The following is an 18,132-nucleotide window of genomic DNA, read 5'->3' as shown; positions in this document are numbered from 1 at the left end:
AAGGAAGGCAAGTTCAATTTACTTGCCTTCTTTTTTTATTTTTCAGTCGTGTTACACTACCTAAGCATGCAACGATTCTTTCTGCTGATTCTTGTGTTCGTTACACTGGCATGCAGCAATCCTGAAAATAGTAAACCCGTTTCTACAAAGCCTACGCTTTTTCAACGACTCACGTCTGCGGAAACAGGCATAGCATTTGAAAATACATTGGTGCTGAAGGAAGACTTCGATGTGTTCCGCTATCGTAATTATTACAACGGTGGAGGTGTAGGCATTGGTGATTTTAACAACGATGGTTTGGCCGATGTATACCTCACTTCCAACATGGGCGATAACAAACTTTTTCTTAATAAAGGCGATTGGAAATTTGAAGATATAACCGAAAAGGCCGGAGTAAAAGGTGCTAAAGTATGGTCTACCGGAGTGAGCATTGCCGATGTAAATGATGACGGACTGCTGGATATATATGTATGCAACGCAGGTGATGTGAGCGGAGGTAATCGCGAGAACGAACTGTTCATCAATAATGGTGATCTTACTTTTACCGATCGTGCCGAAGAGTATGGTTTGGCTGATCGTGGTTTCTCTACACACGCTGCTTTCTTCGATTATGATAAAGATGGTGATCTGGACTGTTATGTACTTAATAATTCATACCGTCCCGTATCATCTTTAGGGTATAGAAACCTGCGGCATGAACGCGATGAGTTTGGCGGACATAAATTATACCGTAACGATAACGGGCACTTTATTGATGTGAGTGAACATGCCGGTATATATGGCAGTGTTATCGGTTTTGGATTAGGAGTAACCGTGGGCGATGTAAATAAAGACAACTGGCCCGACCTCTATATATCCAACGATTTTTACGAACGCGATTACCTGTATATCAATAACCACGATGGTACATTCAAAGAATCGCTGGAAGAGTATATGGGGCACATCAGTATGTTCTCGATGGGAGCAGACCTAGCTGATCTGAACAACGATGGGTACCCGGAGATATTCTCGACCGATATGTACCCGGAAGATGATTACCGTCTCAAGACTATATCTGCCTTCGAAACATACGATGTATACCAACTGCGCCTGCAGAATGGCTACTACCACCAGTTTATGCGCAACATGCTGCAACTGAATAACCAGGATGGAACGTTCAGTGAGATAGGAGAACTGGCTGGTGTATCGGCTACCGACTGGAGCTGGGGTGCACTTATTGCCGACTTCAACAACGATTTGTACAAAGAGATATATGTATGCAATGGTATCTATAAAGATGTTACCAACCAGGACTTTGTGGAGTTTCTCGGGAGCAGCGAACAGATGCGTGCTGCTATAGAAGGTAAAAAGATAGACTTCAAGGAATTTGTAGAGAAGATGCCATCGGTAAAATTGAGTAACTATATGTTTACCCGTAAAGGCGAGTGGCAGTATAAAAATGTTGCTGTCGAGTGGGGACTCGATGAACCAAGCTTTTCCAATGGTGCTGCCTATGGCGACCTGGATAATGATGGCGATGAAGACCTGGTGGTGAACAATGTAAACCAGGAAGCATTTATATACCGGAATCAATCACGTGAGCAAACAAAGAATCATTTTCTGGCACTCACGTTTCATGGCCCTGCCGGAAATGGTTTCGGTTTAGGTGTCAATGTAAAGGCCTTTGTAGATGGCCAGGTAATATTTGTTGACAACATGCCGATCCGCGGTTTTCAATCAAGTATGGATTATAAGATGATCATTGGCTTAGGAAATTATACTACGGTAGATAGTATGGTAATAACGTGGCCGGATGGAAATATACAGACATTAAAAAATACGAAAGCCGATCAGGCTATGGCAATCGATCATAAAGATGCTTCACCGGTTTCTGCTAAGGCACAGAAAATTATTCCACTCTTGCAGCCGGCAGCCTTTAGTGATGTTAAACACCAGGAGAATGCCTATAATGATTTTGATCGCGATCGCCTGGTATACCACATGCTCTCCACACAAGGGCCGGCTTTTGTTAAAGCTGATCTGAACAATGATGGGCTGGACGATTTTTTCATGGGTGGATCAGCCGGGCACACAGCCGGTATATATATACAGAAGCCAGGCAATACATTTGCCGTAACAACCAAGCCTTTTGAAGCTGATTCTCTGAGCGAAGAAGTAGATGCTGTTTTCTTTGATGCCGATAACGACAAGGACCTGGACTTATATGTAGTAACCGGAAGCTCGGAATATACCACGCAGTCCCTGCAAAATATAGATATACTATATGAGAACAAAGGCTTGAAGAATGGTATGCCCGTATTTGTAAAAACAACCAACAAGATACCGGCACTATACCAGAGCGGAAGCTGCGTGCGGCCAGCCGATGTTGACCATGATGGTGATACAGATTTGTTTGTAGGCACGCGCCTGATCTCCACATACTATGGATTGCCCTGCGATCAGTTCCTGCTCATCAACGATGGAAGAGGCAATTTCTCGGAAGCCGATGCAGCGTGGGCGCCAGACCTGAAGCGATTGGGGATGGTTACCGATGCACAGTGGTTTGATTATGACCAGGATGACTTCCCCGACCTGATGGTAGTGGGTGAGTGGATGCCGATAACAATATTTAAAAATGATGGCAAGCATCTTACAAAAGTTACGGTAAAAGGACTGGAGCAATCCGAAGGGTGGTGGAATCGTATTCACGCAGCCGATCTTGATGGCGATGGTGATGATGACTTTGTATTGGGCAATCTCGGACTTAATTCACGATTCAAACCCACTGCAGAGAAACCAATTACCCTATATGTAAACGACTTTGATCAGAACGGTTCAGTGGAGCCATTGTTTGTTTTTATGAAAGATGACAAAGAGTTTCCGGTAGCGATGCGGCAGGATATTGTAAAACAGATGAGCTCGCTGAAAAAGAAATTTATATACTATAAAGATTATGCCGACAAATCGGTGAACGATATATTCGATCCGAAACTATTGGAGCGTGCCACGATGCTGAAATTCTACGAGCCTCACACGGCCGTGCTCATGAATCATGGCGCAAGTGGTTTCAAACTAAATCCATTGCCTGTACAGGCTCAGGTATCTCCGGTATATGGTATAGAAACAGCCGATGTAAATCACGATCAGCATCCGGATATTATACTGGGAGGCAACCTGTTTGCCGTGAAACCGGAGATAGGTCGTTATGATGCCCTGCACGGCCTTATACTCACCAACGATGGTAAAGGTAATTTTACTCCGCTCTCACCGCTGCACTCAGGCCTTACGCTCGAGGGAGAAGTGCGGCATATTCAACTCCTGAATACAAAAGGCAAAAAAACACTGGCCTTTATCAGGAATAACAATACAATAAAATTTTATACGTACGATAAGCATTGATAATGAATAGCACGTTACGAAATATACTCGCAGCAGCATTTTGTATAGCATGCCTGGCAGGATGCGACTCTCCGGGCAGCAGGAAAAAATTCCGGCTCGTGCCTTCCGGCGAATCCGGGATAACGTTTCGCAATACACTGAAAGAAAGTGTAGAGTTCAATATCTTCAACTATATGTACTTTTACAATGGTGCAGGCGTGGCCGTTGGCGATGTAAATGGCGATGATCTTCCCGATATATACTTTACTTCTAACCAGGAGCCGAACAAACTATATATCAACAAAGGCAATTTTAAATTTGAAGATGTGACCGAAACAGCCGGTGTGGAAGGATTCAACGGTTGGACTACAGGCGTAACGATGGCCGATGTAAACAGCGATGGCCGCCTCGATATTTATGTCAGCAACCTGGGCGATTACCTGATCTATAAAGGCAAGAACCAGCTCTTCATCAATGAAGGTAATGATGCGAATGGCGTTCCGAAATTTTCAGATCGTGCCATGGAAGTAGGGCTCGACCTGGTAGGATTTTCAACACAGGCATCATTCTTCGATTACGATCGTGACGGAGACCTCGATATGTTTATGCTCAACCATTCACTTCACGAGAATGGTACATTTGGTAAATCCAGTTTACGCTATGAGAGTCACCCACTGGCAGGTGATAAACTGATGCGCAATGATAACGGTCGATTCATTGATGTAACACAAGGCTCGGGTATATATAGCAGCGTTATTGGCTATGGCCTGGGAGTGGTAGTAAGCGATGTAAACCTCGATGGGTGGCCGGATATATATGTAGGCAATGACTTTCATGAGAATGATTATCTCTATATCAACCAGGGCAATGGTACATTCCGCGAAACACTGCAGGAGTCGATGATGCATACCAGTCGCTATACCATGGGCGTTGACTTTGCTGATTTCAACAACGATGCTTTTCCGGACCTGATCGCGATGGATATGTTGCCGGAAGATCCGCAGATACTAAAAGCATCGGCTGCCGAAGACTCGTATGATATATATGATTTCAAGATACGCTATGGCTATAATCACCAGTTCGCGCGCAACACTTTGCAACTGAATAACCATGACGGAACCTTCAGCGAGATTGCTTTACTCGCGGGTGTAGGAGCAACCGACTGGAGTTGGTCTACGCTGTTTGCTGACTTCGACCTTGACGGGAAGAAAGATATATTTGTTTCCAATGGTATATTAAGGCGCTCCAACGATCTGGACTATATCAATTTTATTACGGTGGATTCCATTCAGATGAAAATGAAATACGATATGTCGGAGAAAGAACTCAGCTATATCGAGAAACTGCCCAAGATCAAAATACCAAACTTTCTCTTTCATAACAATGGCGATTCAACCTTTACGAACAAGGCACTTGAGTGGGGATTGGATGCACCTTCCTATTCGCACGGCACGGCCTATGCTGATCTGGATAATGATGGTGATCTCGACCTGGTGATCAACAACGTGGAAGATGAAGCGTTTGTCTATGAGAATGGAACGATGAGTCCACCGGTAGGAGATAAGCAACGCGATAAAGAAGCAGAACCTACACCGCATTACCTGCAAGTGGTGTTGAAGGGTAAGCCCGGTAATTTACAAGGTATAGGAGCAAAAGTGTTGATCTATAGCAAGGGTAAACTGCAGATGCAGGAGTGTATGCCTACACGCGGTTTCCAAAGTTCTGTTGAAGCGCGATTGACGTTTGGATTGGGTAATGCCTCTGTTGATTCATTAACGGTGATCTGGAACGATGGTACATTTCAAAAGATCAATCAGGTAAAGCCCGATCAGAAATTAATCCTCAAACAGGAAGAAGCGCAGGGTGCATTCAATTATACTACATTCCATCACACAGCACCCTTGTTGGTTAATGCTGCTGAAACGATCGCGATACCCTATAAGCACGAAGAAAATAAATTTGTGGAGTTTAACCGCGAAGCATTATTACCACACATGCTGTCATCAGAAGGCCCGGCATCCGTTACGGGAGATTTGAATGGTGATGGATTGGAAGATATATTTTTGGGCGGAGCCAAATGGAAGAGAGGTCATATATACCTGCAGACACCAGCAGGAACTTTCCGCGAAATGTTACAGCCTGCATTAGCAGCCGATAGCACATTTGAAGATGTAGATGCAGCACTTACCGATGTGGAGAAAGATGGCGATCTCGATCTGGTAGTTACCAGTGGCGGTAATGAATTTACAGCAATGTCGGAGTATCGCAGACCGCGGCTATATATCAACGATGGCAAAGGACATTTATCCCGCTCGAAAGGATTGGATAATATATACCTGACGGGCTCCTGCGTTCGTGTGCAGGATGTTGACCAGGATGGCGATGAAGATCTTTTTCTTGGTGCGCGCGCCCAGCCCTGGCGTTATGGATTGAAACCGGACAGTTACCTGCTGATCAACGATGGCAAAGGTATATTTACCGATGCTACCGATCAGCGTGCACCGGCACTGCGCAAGTTCGGTTTTGTAAAGCAGGCAACGTGGGCTGATATGGATGGCGATAAAGTAAACGATCTGGTAGTAGCCGCAGAGTGGTCGCCTGTAACTATATTTCTCTCGAAAAATGGCAAACTTACACCGATGCCACTGGCAGGTTCCGGCCTGGAAAATAGTCAGGGGTGGTGGAATATTATACAAGCCGCTGATATGGATGGTGATGGCGATCTTGACCTGATTGCCGGAAACCTGGGGCTTAACTCCCGGCTGCACGCATCACAGCAACAGCCGGTAAATATGTATGTAGCCGACTTCGATAAAAACGATAGTACCGACCAGGTGCTCACGTGTTTCACGCATGGAAAAGAATATCCGTTCAATACGCGCGATGAAATGACGAAGCAGATGCCGTATCTGAAGAAGCGTTATTTATCCTATCACAAATTTGCCGAAGCTACTGTGCAGGATATATTCAGTGAGGAAACACTAAAGGCCGCAGAGAGATTTACCGCTAATATATTTACATCATCCTATATTGAAAACCTGGGCAACGGCAAATTCAGTATAAAACCATTACCAACGGCCGCGCAGTTCTCTACCGTAAATGCTTTGCTGATTGAAGACTTCAATCACGATAATAAACCGGATATACTCCTGGCCGGAAATTTTTATCCGGTAAATATCCAGATGAGCCGCTATGATGCAAGCTATGGTTTATTGCTGACAGGAGATGGCAAAGGAAATTTTCATGCCTTGCCATCGATACAATCCGGCTTCTCCGTAAAAGGAGAAACGCGTGCCTTGCGAAAGCTTACGGTGAAAGGGAGAAGCTACTATATCGCTGTGCGCAACAACGATACGATAGTTCCTTATACCGGCAAATTGCCTTAACCTGTATATACCCGGTAAATATATACCATAACCTAACACACTATGTTTATGCGATATAGTATAGCAATATGGCTGATGCTTTTGTCGGTTAGCGTTCCGGCACAGGATGCAGGCTGGATGATTGAATCAAAGCCTATCAACCCGGCTAATTATTATGGCGTAACGGTGGCAAATGGTATGGTGGGGCTTGTGTCATCCGCGGAACCGTTGCATGTAAAAGATGTAATCCTCAACGGAGTATATGATTATTACCAGCGCGGTCGTGTATCCAATATACTCAAGACCTTCAACCACATTAACATGAACCTGGATGTGGACGGCCAGCGCCTGCGCTCAACCGATATTCAGAATTACCGGCAAACGCTGAACATGAAGAAGGCTGAGCTTACCACTACATTTGATGTAGGCGAGAAGCTGCAGGTAAAACATACCATCATGGCTTTGCAGCATCTGCCCTATACGGCCATGGCTATCGTAGAGATCAAAGCGAGGCGTGCTGTGCGCATTACACCGATGAGTGTTATTGAAGCACCCGATCATCTCACCGATGTTCATAACTTATACAGTGAAATAGATCGTCCGCATGTAGTTATACCGTTGCTTACATCCGTAGGTAAAAGTCCGTCCGGTAAACATACTGTAGCGGTGAGTAACAGCATCATCTTCCAGGAGCCGCACGGACAGGAGCCTGATCTCATTCATGAAGACTGGGATTATAGCATGCACCTGATGAAGTTCACCAAAGATCTCAAGGCAGGCGAAACGTATAGCTTTAGCGTTGTGGCTTCGGCTACATCTACCGAGCACTATAATGATCCGCTCAACGAAGCAGAACGTCTCACCATCTTTGCCAAGCTGGAAGGAACACGGCGTTTGTTGCAGCGACATGAAGCTGCGTGGGAAGAACGCTGGCAAAGTGATATAGTTATAGAAGGCGATGTGCAAACACAAAAAGATGTACGCTTCGCACTGTACCATCTATACTCCTTTGCACGGGCAGGCACTGCCTATAGTTTATCACCCATGGGATTATCAGGGCTTGGGTATAACGGCCATGTATTCTGGGATACCGAGTTGTGGATGTATCCTCCTTTGGTTGTATTGCAGCCGGATATAGCACGCTCGCTACTGGAGTATCGTTATCAGCGATTGGAAGCTGCGAAGCAGAATGCATTCTCGCACGGGTATAAAGGCGCTATGTTTCCGTGGGAGTCATCCGATGAAGGAACGGAAGATACACCGGTGTGGGCATTAACAGGACCATTTCAACATCACATCACCGGTTGTGTTGGCTGGGCTTTCTGGAAATATTACCAGGTAACAAAAGATAAACTATGGCTGCGCGATCGCGGTTACCCCGTGTTGAAAGAAGTGGCAGACTTCTGGGCCAGTCGTGTAGAGCGTAAAGGCACCGGCCGTTATGAGATCAACAATGTGATTGGTGCCAACGAGTGGCAGGAGAATATAGATAACAATGCGTTCACCAATGGTATGGCTATCACCGCACTTCGCTATGCTACACAGGCAGCGAAAGAACTGGGTCTCACGCCCGATCCTGACTGGGAGCATGTAGCCGGCAATATACCTATAGTAAAATTTCCGGATGGCACTATCAGGGAGAATACAACCTATAATGGTGTAGATATAAAACAGGCTGATGTAAATTTACTTTCCTATCCGTTGCAGATTATTACCGATCGTGCGCAGATCGAAAAAGATTTGAAGTATTACGAACCTCGCATGTCGCCACAAGGGCCGGCCATGGGTAATTCAGTATTGTCAACACTATATGCACGATTGGGTAATCCGGAGAAAGCATACGAGCTTTTTATACGCACCTATAAACCGAATGAAGTGCCGCCCTTTGGTGTGCTGGCAGAAACAGCAGGTGGTACGAATCCTTACTTTGCTACCGGAGCAGGAGGGATGTTGCAGGCAATGATCTTTGGCTTTGGCGGACTGGATATTGCCGACACAGGCATTGTACAAAACACGCGACCACTTCCTAAAAAATGGAAATCCATTCAATTGAAAGGCGTAGGCGTTGAAAAGAAAAATTATATTGTCCAGCAGGGAAATTAAATCTTCCTTCTATTTTTGACGATACTCAAATCCTGACGTCTATGAAATTTTTTAATGTGAAGATTGCGATGATGTGCCTGTTGCTCGCATCGTGCTCTTCGGATGAGTGGCGCACTAACGTGCAAAATCCGGATTACCTGCATCGCTCTATCAAACACGTTACCGATGTTATCGTGCACGATATATTTTCTCCACCGGTAGCAAGCCGTATATATACCTATATCAGCGTAGCCGGTTATGAAGCGGCCCGTCACCAGGACCCCAAGTATATTAGTATGGCCGGTCAGTTGCACGGTCTGCAGGCTGTGCCCGAACCCGAAGCCGGTAAAGAATATTGTTTTCCATTAGCCTCCGTACAGGCAACCTTAAAAGTTGGCAGAACACTGGTGTTCTCGGAAGACAAGATGGATATTTTCTATGGCAACATCATGCAGGAGTTCAGAGAGACAGGTATACCAGATGATGTATTCGAGCGATCGATAGCGTATGGTTCGCAGGTGGCCGATCATATACTCGCATGGTCGCAGAAAGATAATTACAAGCAATCGCGTTCCGCACCGAAATATACCATCCTCGATGATCCTGCCACCTGGAAGCCAACGCCTCCTGCGTATATGGATGCCGTTGAACCACACTGGAATTCCATTCGCACTTTTGCTATAGATTCTGCCGGACAATTTAAACCGGCAGCGCCCACGAAGTTTTCAGTTGATAAAAACAGCCAGTTCTATAAAGAAGCTTTTGAAGTATACGAAACGGGCGTAAAGATGACAGAGGAGCAACGGAATATAGCTTCGTTCTGGGATTGCAATCCGTTTGTGATGAATGTAAAAGGACATGTGATGTTTGCTACGAAGAAGATCTCCCCCGGTGGTCACTGGATGAACATTACCAATGTAGCGTGTAAAAAAGTACATGCCGATTTTGTGCGATGCTCCGAAGCCTATGCACGTGTAGCCCTCGGGTTGGTGGATGGATTTATATCTTGCTGGGATGAAAAATACAGGAGCCGCCTCATTCGTCCGGAGACCTATATTAACCAGTATATCGATGAGAGCTGGACACCGCTGCTGCAAACACCACCGTTCCCGGAATATACCAGTGGGCACAGTGTGATCTCCGGTGCATCGGCTGTTACTTTGACCAAGCTGTTTGGCGATAACTTTGCCTTTACTGATTCTACCGAAATGGAATTTGGATTGACTGCGCGCAGTTTCAAATCATTCATTCACGCTTCCGAAGAAGCAGCCGTGAGTCGCCTGTACGGTGGCATCCATTACAGACCAGCGATTGAAAATGGAATGATAGAAGGAAGAGCCGTAGGTACATTCATCAACGAACATATAAAAACGCGCAGAGAAGACGTAAAACCAGTAGCCAGTAAATAAGCTTTTGAAGCGGACGTGTACAGCTGAAAGTATAAGGCTGACATATATAGGGATCTCCAAACTTTAAACTTTATACTTGGGAGCTTTATGCTTTGAATCTAAAAACAAAACGTTGAACACTCATGACACCCTACCTTGCAGAATTTTTTGGAACCATGTTGCTCATTCTCCTGGGAGAAGGATCGGTAGCGGCTACTTTGTTGAAAAATTCCAAATCTGAAAATGCCGGTTGGCTGGCGTTGGTCATTGCGTGGGGCCTCTCCGTTACTATAGCAGTATATGCTGTAGGCAGCATTAGCGGTGCACATCTCAACCCCGCTATAACACTGGCCTTGTTTGTCTCGGGCGATTTTCCGGCCGAGCAGGTAGCAGGCTATATCATTGCACAATTTGCCGGTGCATTTGCGGGAGCTATACTGGTGTGGTTGCATTACCTGCCGCACTGGGGTAAAACAGATAGTGCCTCCAAAAAACTCGCGGTGTTTTGCACATCGCCTGCTATACGCTCTGTACCGGCCAATCTTATCAGCGAGATCATTGGTACACTGGTGCTCGTACTTGCTATACTTTTTATTGGTGCCAACGAATTTGCTGCAGGACTCAATCCATTGGTAGTAGGAGCACTCATTGTTTCGATCGGGTTAAGCCTGGGCGGTACAACGGGTTTCGCGATCAATCCTGCACGCGACCTGGCACCACGATTGGTACATGCTATACTTCCTATACCGGGTAAAGGATCATCGGATTGGTCCTATAGCTGGATCCCCGTTATAGGTCCGATAACAGGAGGTATATTGGGGGCATGGCTTTTCAAAGCGCTCTTCGGACATTGATATATATTTACCTTGTTGATCAGGAAGGTATATGATCCGGGAAATTACCGTTAAGTCTGTTCTGAATAAAAAGAAGAAACGCGACTCCTGGTTTCTCGATGACTATACCCTGAATCCGTATGAAGGCTGCAGTTTCAATTGCCAGTATTGCTATGTGCGTGGCAGTAAATATGGCGAGAACATGGAAGAGTCACTCGCGGTAAAGATCAACGCACAGGAAGTACTCGATCGTCAGTTGGCATTCCGGGTAAAGAAAGATCAGCGTGGTATCATCGCGCTGGCATCGGCTACCGATCCCTATATCCGCATAGAAGAGAAGCTGCGGATGACGGAAGGATTTCTGAAGCTTATACTCAAGCATCGCTTCCCGGTACTCATCATTACCAAATCAGATTTAGTAGTACGCGATCTTGCTTTGCTGAAAGAGATCGACCAGGCAGCTATACATGCGCCAGATATAGGCAACACCCTTACGCGGGGAGCTATCGTGTCGTTTTCATTTTCTACATTGGATGAATCCATCGCAGCTACCCTGGAGCCCGGTGCACCCTCTCCGCAAAAGCGACTCGAAGCCATGCAGCAATGTCGGGAAGCCGGCCTCATGACAGGTGTAAATTGTATACCGACACTCCCGTTTCTCTCCGACAGCGATGAACACCTGGAGCGCATGATCATAGCGGCAAAAGCGCATGGTGCCGAATATATACTTTTCGGTGGACTAACACTGTTTGGCAACGAACCATCTGACAGTAAAACCTTGTATTACAAATTCCTGCAACGCTATAGTCCTGCCTATATCCCTGAGTATAAAGACCTTTACGGTTCCTTTTACAGTCCGCTGCCGCACTACCTCCGCAACCTCGAAACAAGAGCCGCGCAACTTTGTTTACATCATGGCATCCGCAACCGGCTCGTGTGAAAGTTTTTTAACGCCTCCGTTGTCTTCTTTTAGCCTGTTATCTCTATCTTCACCGCTGTTCATTTTTACTGTTAATAGTGAGTGGTTAATCGTTATTCGTTATTCATAAATCGTTTGGAACTGCGATGGATGTTTAGCGAAGCTGAAGAATTTTTTCTTTCAGCTCCACGCGTGTCGGGTAAGAACCCCCGACACTACACAGCACCACCACGATTAACGAATAACTATTAACGGATAACACCAAACTAACATTGAACAAAGAATATCAAACAAGGAACATCGATTAACGAATGTCGAAGTATAGAAAGACACACCCCGAATCTCACACTCACACATCCGGCAGCCAGCGGCTCGAAGCCTGCTGCTATTAATAACGTGTAACCATAACGCCTTAACCCAAACACCATGCGCGTCTTACTATTCATTCTCGGCATTGTCATCCTCGTTGGAGTAGAAATACTGCGGGTATATTTCATCATGCCGTTTCCGGGGAGTCAGCAGAGTGAAACGATTGCTATTGCGTACTTTCTACACAGCTATATCAACGTGTTCCGGTTGCTGGGATTTATAGCAGTGGCCATTCCGTTTCTGTACTATTTTCGTTCCGGTTCTGTTTGGGCGCGTGTTACGGTGTCCGTGTTTCTTATAGTATACCTGGTAGTGTTCTACCTGTTCAACTTTCGCTTTCTCGCAGAGAAAATGTTCTATCAGCCTTCGCATAAAATTTTCGCTGCCGGTGACGCCAACAAGATTCCTGCATCCAACCTCATCATCGGTGTAACGATCCATGGCGTTTCGAAAGCATACCCGATACAACTGATCGGCTACCATCACCAGGTGCGCGATACGGTTGGCACTACACCGGTGATGATCACCTATTGTACGGTGTGTCGTACCGGGCGGGTATTCAGTCCGTTGGTGGATGGTAAAGATGAAAAATTCAGGTTGGTGGGAATGGATCATTTCAATGCGATGTTCGAAGATGCAACTACCGGCAGTTGGTGGCGCCAGGTAAATGGCGAAGCAATAGCCGGACCGTTGCGCGGCAAGATGTTGGAGGAAATTCCTTCCGAGCAAATGAAGCTGAGTGCGTGGCTTGTATTGCACCCGGCATCATTGGTCATGCAACCGGATGGTGATTTCAAGGAACAATACGATGGACTGAAAAATTACGATAAGGGGAAAGGCAAAAGTCACCTGACCAAAGCCGACTCACTTTCGTGGAAAGATAAGTCGTGGGTGGTGGGCGTGCAGCAAGGCATGCAGGCGCGTGCGTATGATTGGAATGATCTGTTGCAACATACGGTGTTACAGGATACATTAGCCGGCAGTTCGCTGCTTATTACCCTGGAGGCCGACAGTGCTTCGTTCCATGTGTTTGATCGCGATACCCTGCGCTTTGAATATGATCCGTCTGCGCGTAGCCTGCGCGATGTGCAGACTGCATCACAATGGAATTTGCAGGGACACTGTGAAGAAGGTGTGTTGAAAGACCGCCAGTTGCCCGTGGTGCAGTCGTACCAGGAGTTCTGGCATTCGTGGCGCACGTTCAGGCCGCAGACCACTACCTATAAAGTAGACGCTAAACCTTGAAGTGAAATATAATAACCAGTAAATTGAAGTATAGATTTTTATGGGCAAACAAAACGAAGGCGCCTTTGACAAAAACAATCTTTGGGGCGTAGACCTGGGTGGAACGAAGATAGAAGGAGTGATACTGAAGTCGGCACAGGACCCGCAGGTTTTATACCGCGACCGTGTACCGACTGAAGCAGACCAGGGCTATGAACATATTCTCGGTCAGGTAAAAAAACTGATTGACATGATGGAAGAGGCAGCAGGGTATAGATCGGAAAGTATAGGCTTCGCAACACCGGGTACGCTCGATCCGAAGCGCGGTGTTATGAAGAACTGCAATACCGTGGCGATGAATGGCAAGCCCATGAAAAAAGACCTGGAAAAAATACTCGGGGTAAAAGTGGAAATGGCCAACGATGCCGATTGCTTTGCACTGGCAGAAACACGTTTTGGTATAGTAAAAGAATTATACCCCGATGCTCGCGTAGTGTTCGGTGTAATTATGGGCACCGGTGTGGGAGGTGGTATAGTAATAGACGGGAGAGCGATTGTAGGATTGCAAGGTATAGCCGGTGAGTGGGGACATAATTTTCTGGATGAATCAGGCGGACCCTGCTACTGCGGTAAATCCGGCTGCGTAGAGAATGTTATATCCGGCCCCGCCCTGCAGAAATATTACTTTAAGGAAACCGGCAACAACAAGCCGCTGAAAGATATTGTGGCACTGGCTGAATCGAAGGTAGACCCTACAGCGCAGAAGACGATGCTGCGACTGATCGAGTTCTTTGGAAAAGCACTCAGCGTTATCATCAATATACTCGACCCCGATGTCATTGTTATTGGTGGTGGCGTAGGCAACATCGACCTGCTATACGATCGTGGTGTTGATTCGGTGAAGAAGTATGTATTCAACGACCGACTGGATACACCGATCGTGCGCCCGTCATTAGGCGATAGTGCCGGAGTATTCGGTGCAGCGTTCCTGGTGGCCGATCCACATTAACAAGTATAATTTTTTCCTGATCTATATATATTACAACGTAACCTCTGCTGGCATGTCCCTCTAAGTCCCAAGTCGAAATGTACTAAACGCAAAAGTCTATGAAGCGAATTGCAATACTCGGACCTATACCCCGCGATCATATCGTTACACACCAGGGCGACCTGATACAAAAGTGGGGTTGTGTTACACACCCGGTTATTGCACTGTCTATCATGGCAGGCGATCAGATTGAAATTGTACCGGTAAGTCACTTGCGACAAGTCGACCTCGACAACGTAGTGGAAGTGTTCAACGGATATACCGGTATAAATCTTAAACATATTACTACACGATACGATCAGGGAGATATAATCAGTCTCAGGTTTATTGATATGAACAACCGGCTTGAGCGACAGACAGGCTTTATGGATCCGATCACTCCGGAAGATGTAAAGAAGCTGCTCGACTGCCAGGTGTTTGTATTTATACCCATCAGCGATTACGAGATATCGCTAGAGACACTGAAGTTCCTGAAGAAGAAAAGTAAAGGAACGATCATCTTCGATGCGCACGGCCCTACTACGGCATGCCTCATCAACGGAGAGCGAATGCGCAAATTCTGGATCGACCGCGATCAGTGGCTTCCCTATATCGATGTGCTGAAAATGAACCTCGAAGAAGCACATGCTTCGTGGTTCAAGAAAGAATATGAAAGTCAGGATTTCTCCGAGACACCGGATGTAGATCGCGATAACCTGCGCGAGTTCGCTACGCATTGCCTCGATCACGGAGTGAAGTGTGTATATATCACAGTAGACTCCCGCGGTTGCCTGGTATATTATCGCTTGCGCGGCAAGCTGGTAGAAGAGATGGTGCCTGCCGTGAAAGTAGAGAACGTGATTGATACAACCGGCTGTGGCGATTCGTTTGCCGGAGGTATAGGCTTTGGACTTTTACAGAAGCCCCGCGATTATATAGGTGCCGCACGCTATGGCAATGCATTAGGAGCGCTGCGCACACAGGGAAAAACATTTGCCGTATTCAAATCGCTGGATGAAACCAACCAGATCATTCGCGAAACCTATAGCGGATAGCATCACACCCCGCACACCACCGTAAACCCTAACCCCTTACACTTGATTAAAGCAGTAATATTCGATCTTGACGGAGTAATTGTAGATACAGCGCGCTATCATTTTCTGGCATGGAAACGATTGGCCGATGAACTCGGTATACCGTTTACCGAAGCCGACAATGAACGGCTGAAAGGCGTGAGTCGCATGCGTTCGATGGAGATATTGATGGAGATAGGAGGCATTACGCTTAGCGCGCATGATAAAGAACAACTGGCCAATAAAAAGAATACCTGGTTTGTTGATTACGTGGAGCGCATGCTGCCGGAAGAAATATACCCCGGAGTAAAAAAGCTCATTGAAAGTCTGCGGCAACGCGGTGTGCGTGTAGCCCTCGCGTCAAGCAGCAAGAATGCGAAGACTGTTATACAGCTTCTGCATATACAGCAGCTCTTTGAAGTGGTGGTAGACGGCACGATGATCGTACACTCCAAGCCAGACCCGGAAATATTTCTGCTGGCAGCGAATCGGTTAAATATACCACCCGCTGATTGCCTCGTGGTAGAAGATGCTGAAGCGGGTGTAGAAGCCGCGCACGCAGCCGGTATGCGTTGCCTCGGTATAGGGAAGCGGGAACAATTATTGAAAGCCGAAAAGGTAGTGGCGAAGACAGGAGATTTTACGTTGGCGATGTTGGAGGAGTTTTGAGATTAGATTTGAAGATTGAAACATTAGAAGATTAGAAAATTGAAATATTAAAAAAATTACGAGGTGGGTAACGGAATCAAGGACAACAGAAACATGAAACCTCGAGCCCGAAACTTTGAACCTTACAAAAAACGCTGAGCATGAAAGAATATTTGAAGCACCACGAATGGGAGATCATTGAAGAAGGATTAGACCCGCACTATAATAAGATTTCTGAAAGTGTATTTAGCATTGGCAATGGGCGCATGGGACAGCGCGCGAATTTTGAGGAAGAGTATACCGGTGAAACACTGCGCGGAAGTTATGTTGCCGGAGTATATTATCCGGATAAAACGCGTGTAGGGTGGTGGAAGAATGGTTACCCGGAATACTTTGCGAAAGTACTGAATGCTCCCAACTGGATAGGTATACATGTAAGCATCGATAATCAGAAACTCGACTTGGCAAAGTGTAAAGTAGAGAATTTCAGACGAGTACTCGATATGCGCAGGGGACTTCTCTCCCGAAGTTTCTCGGCAACATTACCCGATGGTAAAAAACTGACAGTTGAGTCGAAGCGATTCTGCAGTATGGCGAATGGTGAAGTAGGGGCTATACGCTATAGTATAACACCGCTCAACTTTACAGCGAAAGCACTGCTCGCTATATATGTAGATGCCGATGTGGTGAACAAAGATTCCAACTACGATGAAAAGTTTTGGGAAGAAGTATATAAAGAAGCTTCGGAAGGAAAAGCGATCGTAACGGCACAAACCAAGAAGACACTCTTTCATGTAACCACCGGTATGCGATACGTGGTGGAGACGGATGGCAAGAAAGCTGCGATCGATCGTATCAACATCGAGCAGCGCGAAAAGTTTGCCGGTAATAATATACAGGTGGAACTGAAGGAAGGAAAAGAAACCGTGATCTATAAATATGCGGCTATACTTTCTTCCGAGAATCATCCTAAAGATCAATTGGTAAAAGCATGTCACACAGTGCTCGACAGTGCAGTGGCTGCCGGCTTTGATAAACTGCTGGAAAACCATACGAAGGTATGGGAACACAAGTGGGAGGAATGCGATATCACCATTGAAGGAGATATAGCGGCACAGCAGGGTATACGCTTTAATATATTTCAGCTTACACAAACCTATACCGGTGAAGATGAACGACTAAATATAGGGCCGAAGGGATTTACCGGGGAGAAATATGGCGGCAGTACCTATTGGGATACCGAAGCATACTGCCTGCCGTTTTACCTGAGTACTGCTGAGCCGAAAGTAGCGCGAAACTTATTGGTATACCGCTATAAACATTTGGGTAAAGCTATAGAGAATGCGAAGAAGCTGGGCTTTAAAGATGGTGCTGCATTCTATCCGTTTGTAACTATGAATGGTGAAGAATGTCATAACGAGTGGGAGATTACTTTTGAAGAGATACACCGCACCAGCGCCATGGCGTATGCAATGCGCGACTATATTGACTATACGGGTGATGAGCACTACTTCGCAGAATATGGATTGGAAGTATTGATCGGTATAGCACGCTTCTGGTCGCAGAGAGTTAATTTCTCCGCCGAGAAAAACAAGTTCGTGATACTCGGTGTTACCGGCCCGAATGAATACGAAAACAACGTAAACAATAACTGGTATACCAATTACCTTGGCGCGTGGACGCTGCGCTTTGCTCAACAGGCAGTCGACTATGTGAAGAAGAATGATCTGAAGCGATTCAACGAGATCGTTGCTAAAACAAACTTCCGCGATGCAGAAGAGACGGCCCGCTGGAAAGAGATCGTAGAGAAAATGTATTATCCCACCGATGAGAAACGTGGTATCATT

Annotated in this window: 11 protein-coding genes; all 11 read left to right on the top strand. The window is 46.1% G+C overall.

The genetic code is table 11. The annotated features are described in order from the left end of the window. Positions 1-66 precede the first annotated feature (66 nt). Positions 67-3,378 (top strand): VCBS repeat-containing protein, encoded by a 3,312-nt coding sequence (locus VIN08_RS04410; protein WP_331960808.1) that lies wholly within the window; start codon positions 67-69, stop codon positions 3,376-3,378. Between the two features lie 2 nt (positions 3,379-3,380). Next, positions 3,381-6,743, top strand: a complete 3,363-nt coding sequence (locus VIN08_RS04405) for a VCBS repeat-containing protein (RefSeq protein ID WP_331960806.1) — start codon at positions 3,381-3,383, stop codon at positions 6,741-6,743. 75 nt (positions 6,744-6,818) lie between these two features. Next, the gene (locus VIN08_RS04400) at positions 6,819-8,825 is read left to right on the top strand and encodes a glycoside hydrolase family 65 protein (protein ID WP_414693241.1); all 2,007 of its coding nucleotides are present in this window, start codon (positions 6,819-6,821) and stop codon (positions 8,823-8,825) included. Positions 8,826-8,866: 41 nt separating this feature from the next. Continuing rightward, a complete protein-coding gene (locus tag VIN08_RS04395; RefSeq protein WP_331960803.1) occupies positions 8,867-10,213 on the top strand; it encodes a vanadium-dependent haloperoxidase in 1,347 nt (448 codons plus the stop codon). Between the two features lie 122 nt (positions 10,214-10,335). Then, positions 10,336-11,046: an MIP/aquaporin family protein gene (locus VIN08_RS04390; RefSeq protein ID WP_331960800.1), complete on the top strand. Its 711-nt coding sequence runs from the start codon at positions 10,336-10,338 to the stop codon at positions 11,044-11,046. A gap of 31 nt (positions 11,047-11,077) precedes the next feature. Beyond that, a complete protein-coding gene (locus VIN08_RS04385; protein WP_331960797.1) occupies positions 11,078-11,965 on the top strand; it encodes an SPL family radical SAM protein in 888 nt (295 codons plus the stop codon). A 405-nt stretch (positions 11,966-12,370) separates the two neighbouring features. Then, positions 12,371-13,558 (top strand): DUF3179 domain-containing (seleno)protein, encoded by a 1,188-nt coding sequence (locus VIN08_RS04380; RefSeq protein WP_331960794.1) that lies wholly within the window; start codon positions 12,371-12,373, stop codon positions 13,556-13,558. Between the two features lie 40 nt (positions 13,559-13,598). Further along, positions 13,599-14,546, top strand: a complete 948-nt coding sequence (locus VIN08_RS04375) for an ROK family protein (protein WP_331960791.1) — start codon at positions 13,599-13,601, stop codon at positions 14,544-14,546. A gap of 98 nt (positions 14,547-14,644) precedes the next feature. Beyond that, positions 14,645-15,619, top strand: coding sequence for a carbohydrate kinase family protein (locus VIN08_RS04370; protein WP_331960788.1), 975 nt, complete (start codon positions 14,645-14,647; stop codon positions 15,617-15,619). Between the two features lie 42 nt (positions 15,620-15,661). Beyond that, positions 15,662-16,306, top strand: a complete 645-nt coding sequence (gene pgmB, locus VIN08_RS04365; protein WP_331960785.1) for a beta-phosphoglucomutase — start codon at positions 15,662-15,664, stop codon at positions 16,304-16,306. 140 nt (positions 16,307-16,446) lie between these two features. Beyond that, positions 16,447-18,132 (top strand): glycoside hydrolase family 65 protein (locus VIN08_RS04360; RefSeq protein WP_331960783.1); only part of this gene is annotated, 1,686 nt, incomplete at its 3' end.

This window comes from Ohtaekwangia sp., assembly GCF_036568665.1.
Lineage (GTDB): Bacteria > Bacteroidota > Bacteroidia > Cytophagales > Cyclobacteriaceae > Ohtaekwangia.
Note: the sequence above shows the minus strand (reverse complement) of the source record. Positions and strands in the feature narration are given on the sequence as shown.

Bases quoted from the DNA above. Each gene is read 5' to 3' on its own strand.
- VIN08_RS04380 (WP_331960794.1), top strand. From the start codon at position 12,371: ATGCGCGTCTTACTATTCATTCTCGGCATTGTCATCCTCGTTGGAGTA.
- VIN08_RS04390 (WP_331960800.1), top strand. From the start codon at position 10,336: ATGACACCCTACCTTGCAGAATTTTTTGGAACCATGTTGCTCATTCTC.
- VIN08_RS04410 (WP_331960808.1), top strand. From the start codon at position 67: ATGCAACGATTCTTTCTGCTGATTCTTGTGTTCGTTACACTGGCATGC.
- VIN08_RS04375 (WP_331960791.1), top strand. From the start codon at position 13,599: ATGGGCAAACAAAACGAAGGCGCCTTTGACAAAAACAATCTTTGGGGC.
- VIN08_RS04395 (WP_331960803.1), top strand. From the start codon at position 8,867: ATGAAATTTTTTAATGTGAAGATTGCGATGATGTGCCTGTTGCTCGCA.
- VIN08_RS04400 (WP_414693241.1), top strand. From the start codon at position 6,819: ATGCTTTTGTCGGTTAGCGTTCCGGCACAGGATGCAGGCTGGATGATT.
- VIN08_RS04370 (WP_331960788.1), top strand. From the start codon at position 14,645: ATGAAGCGAATTGCAATACTCGGACCTATACCCCGCGATCATATCGTT.
- VIN08_RS04405 (WP_331960806.1), top strand. From the start codon at position 3,381: ATGAATAGCACGTTACGAAATATACTCGCAGCAGCATTTTGTATAGCA.
- VIN08_RS04385 (WP_331960797.1), top strand. From the start codon at position 11,078: ATGATCCGGGAAATTACCGTTAAGTCTGTTCTGAATAAAAAGAAGAAA.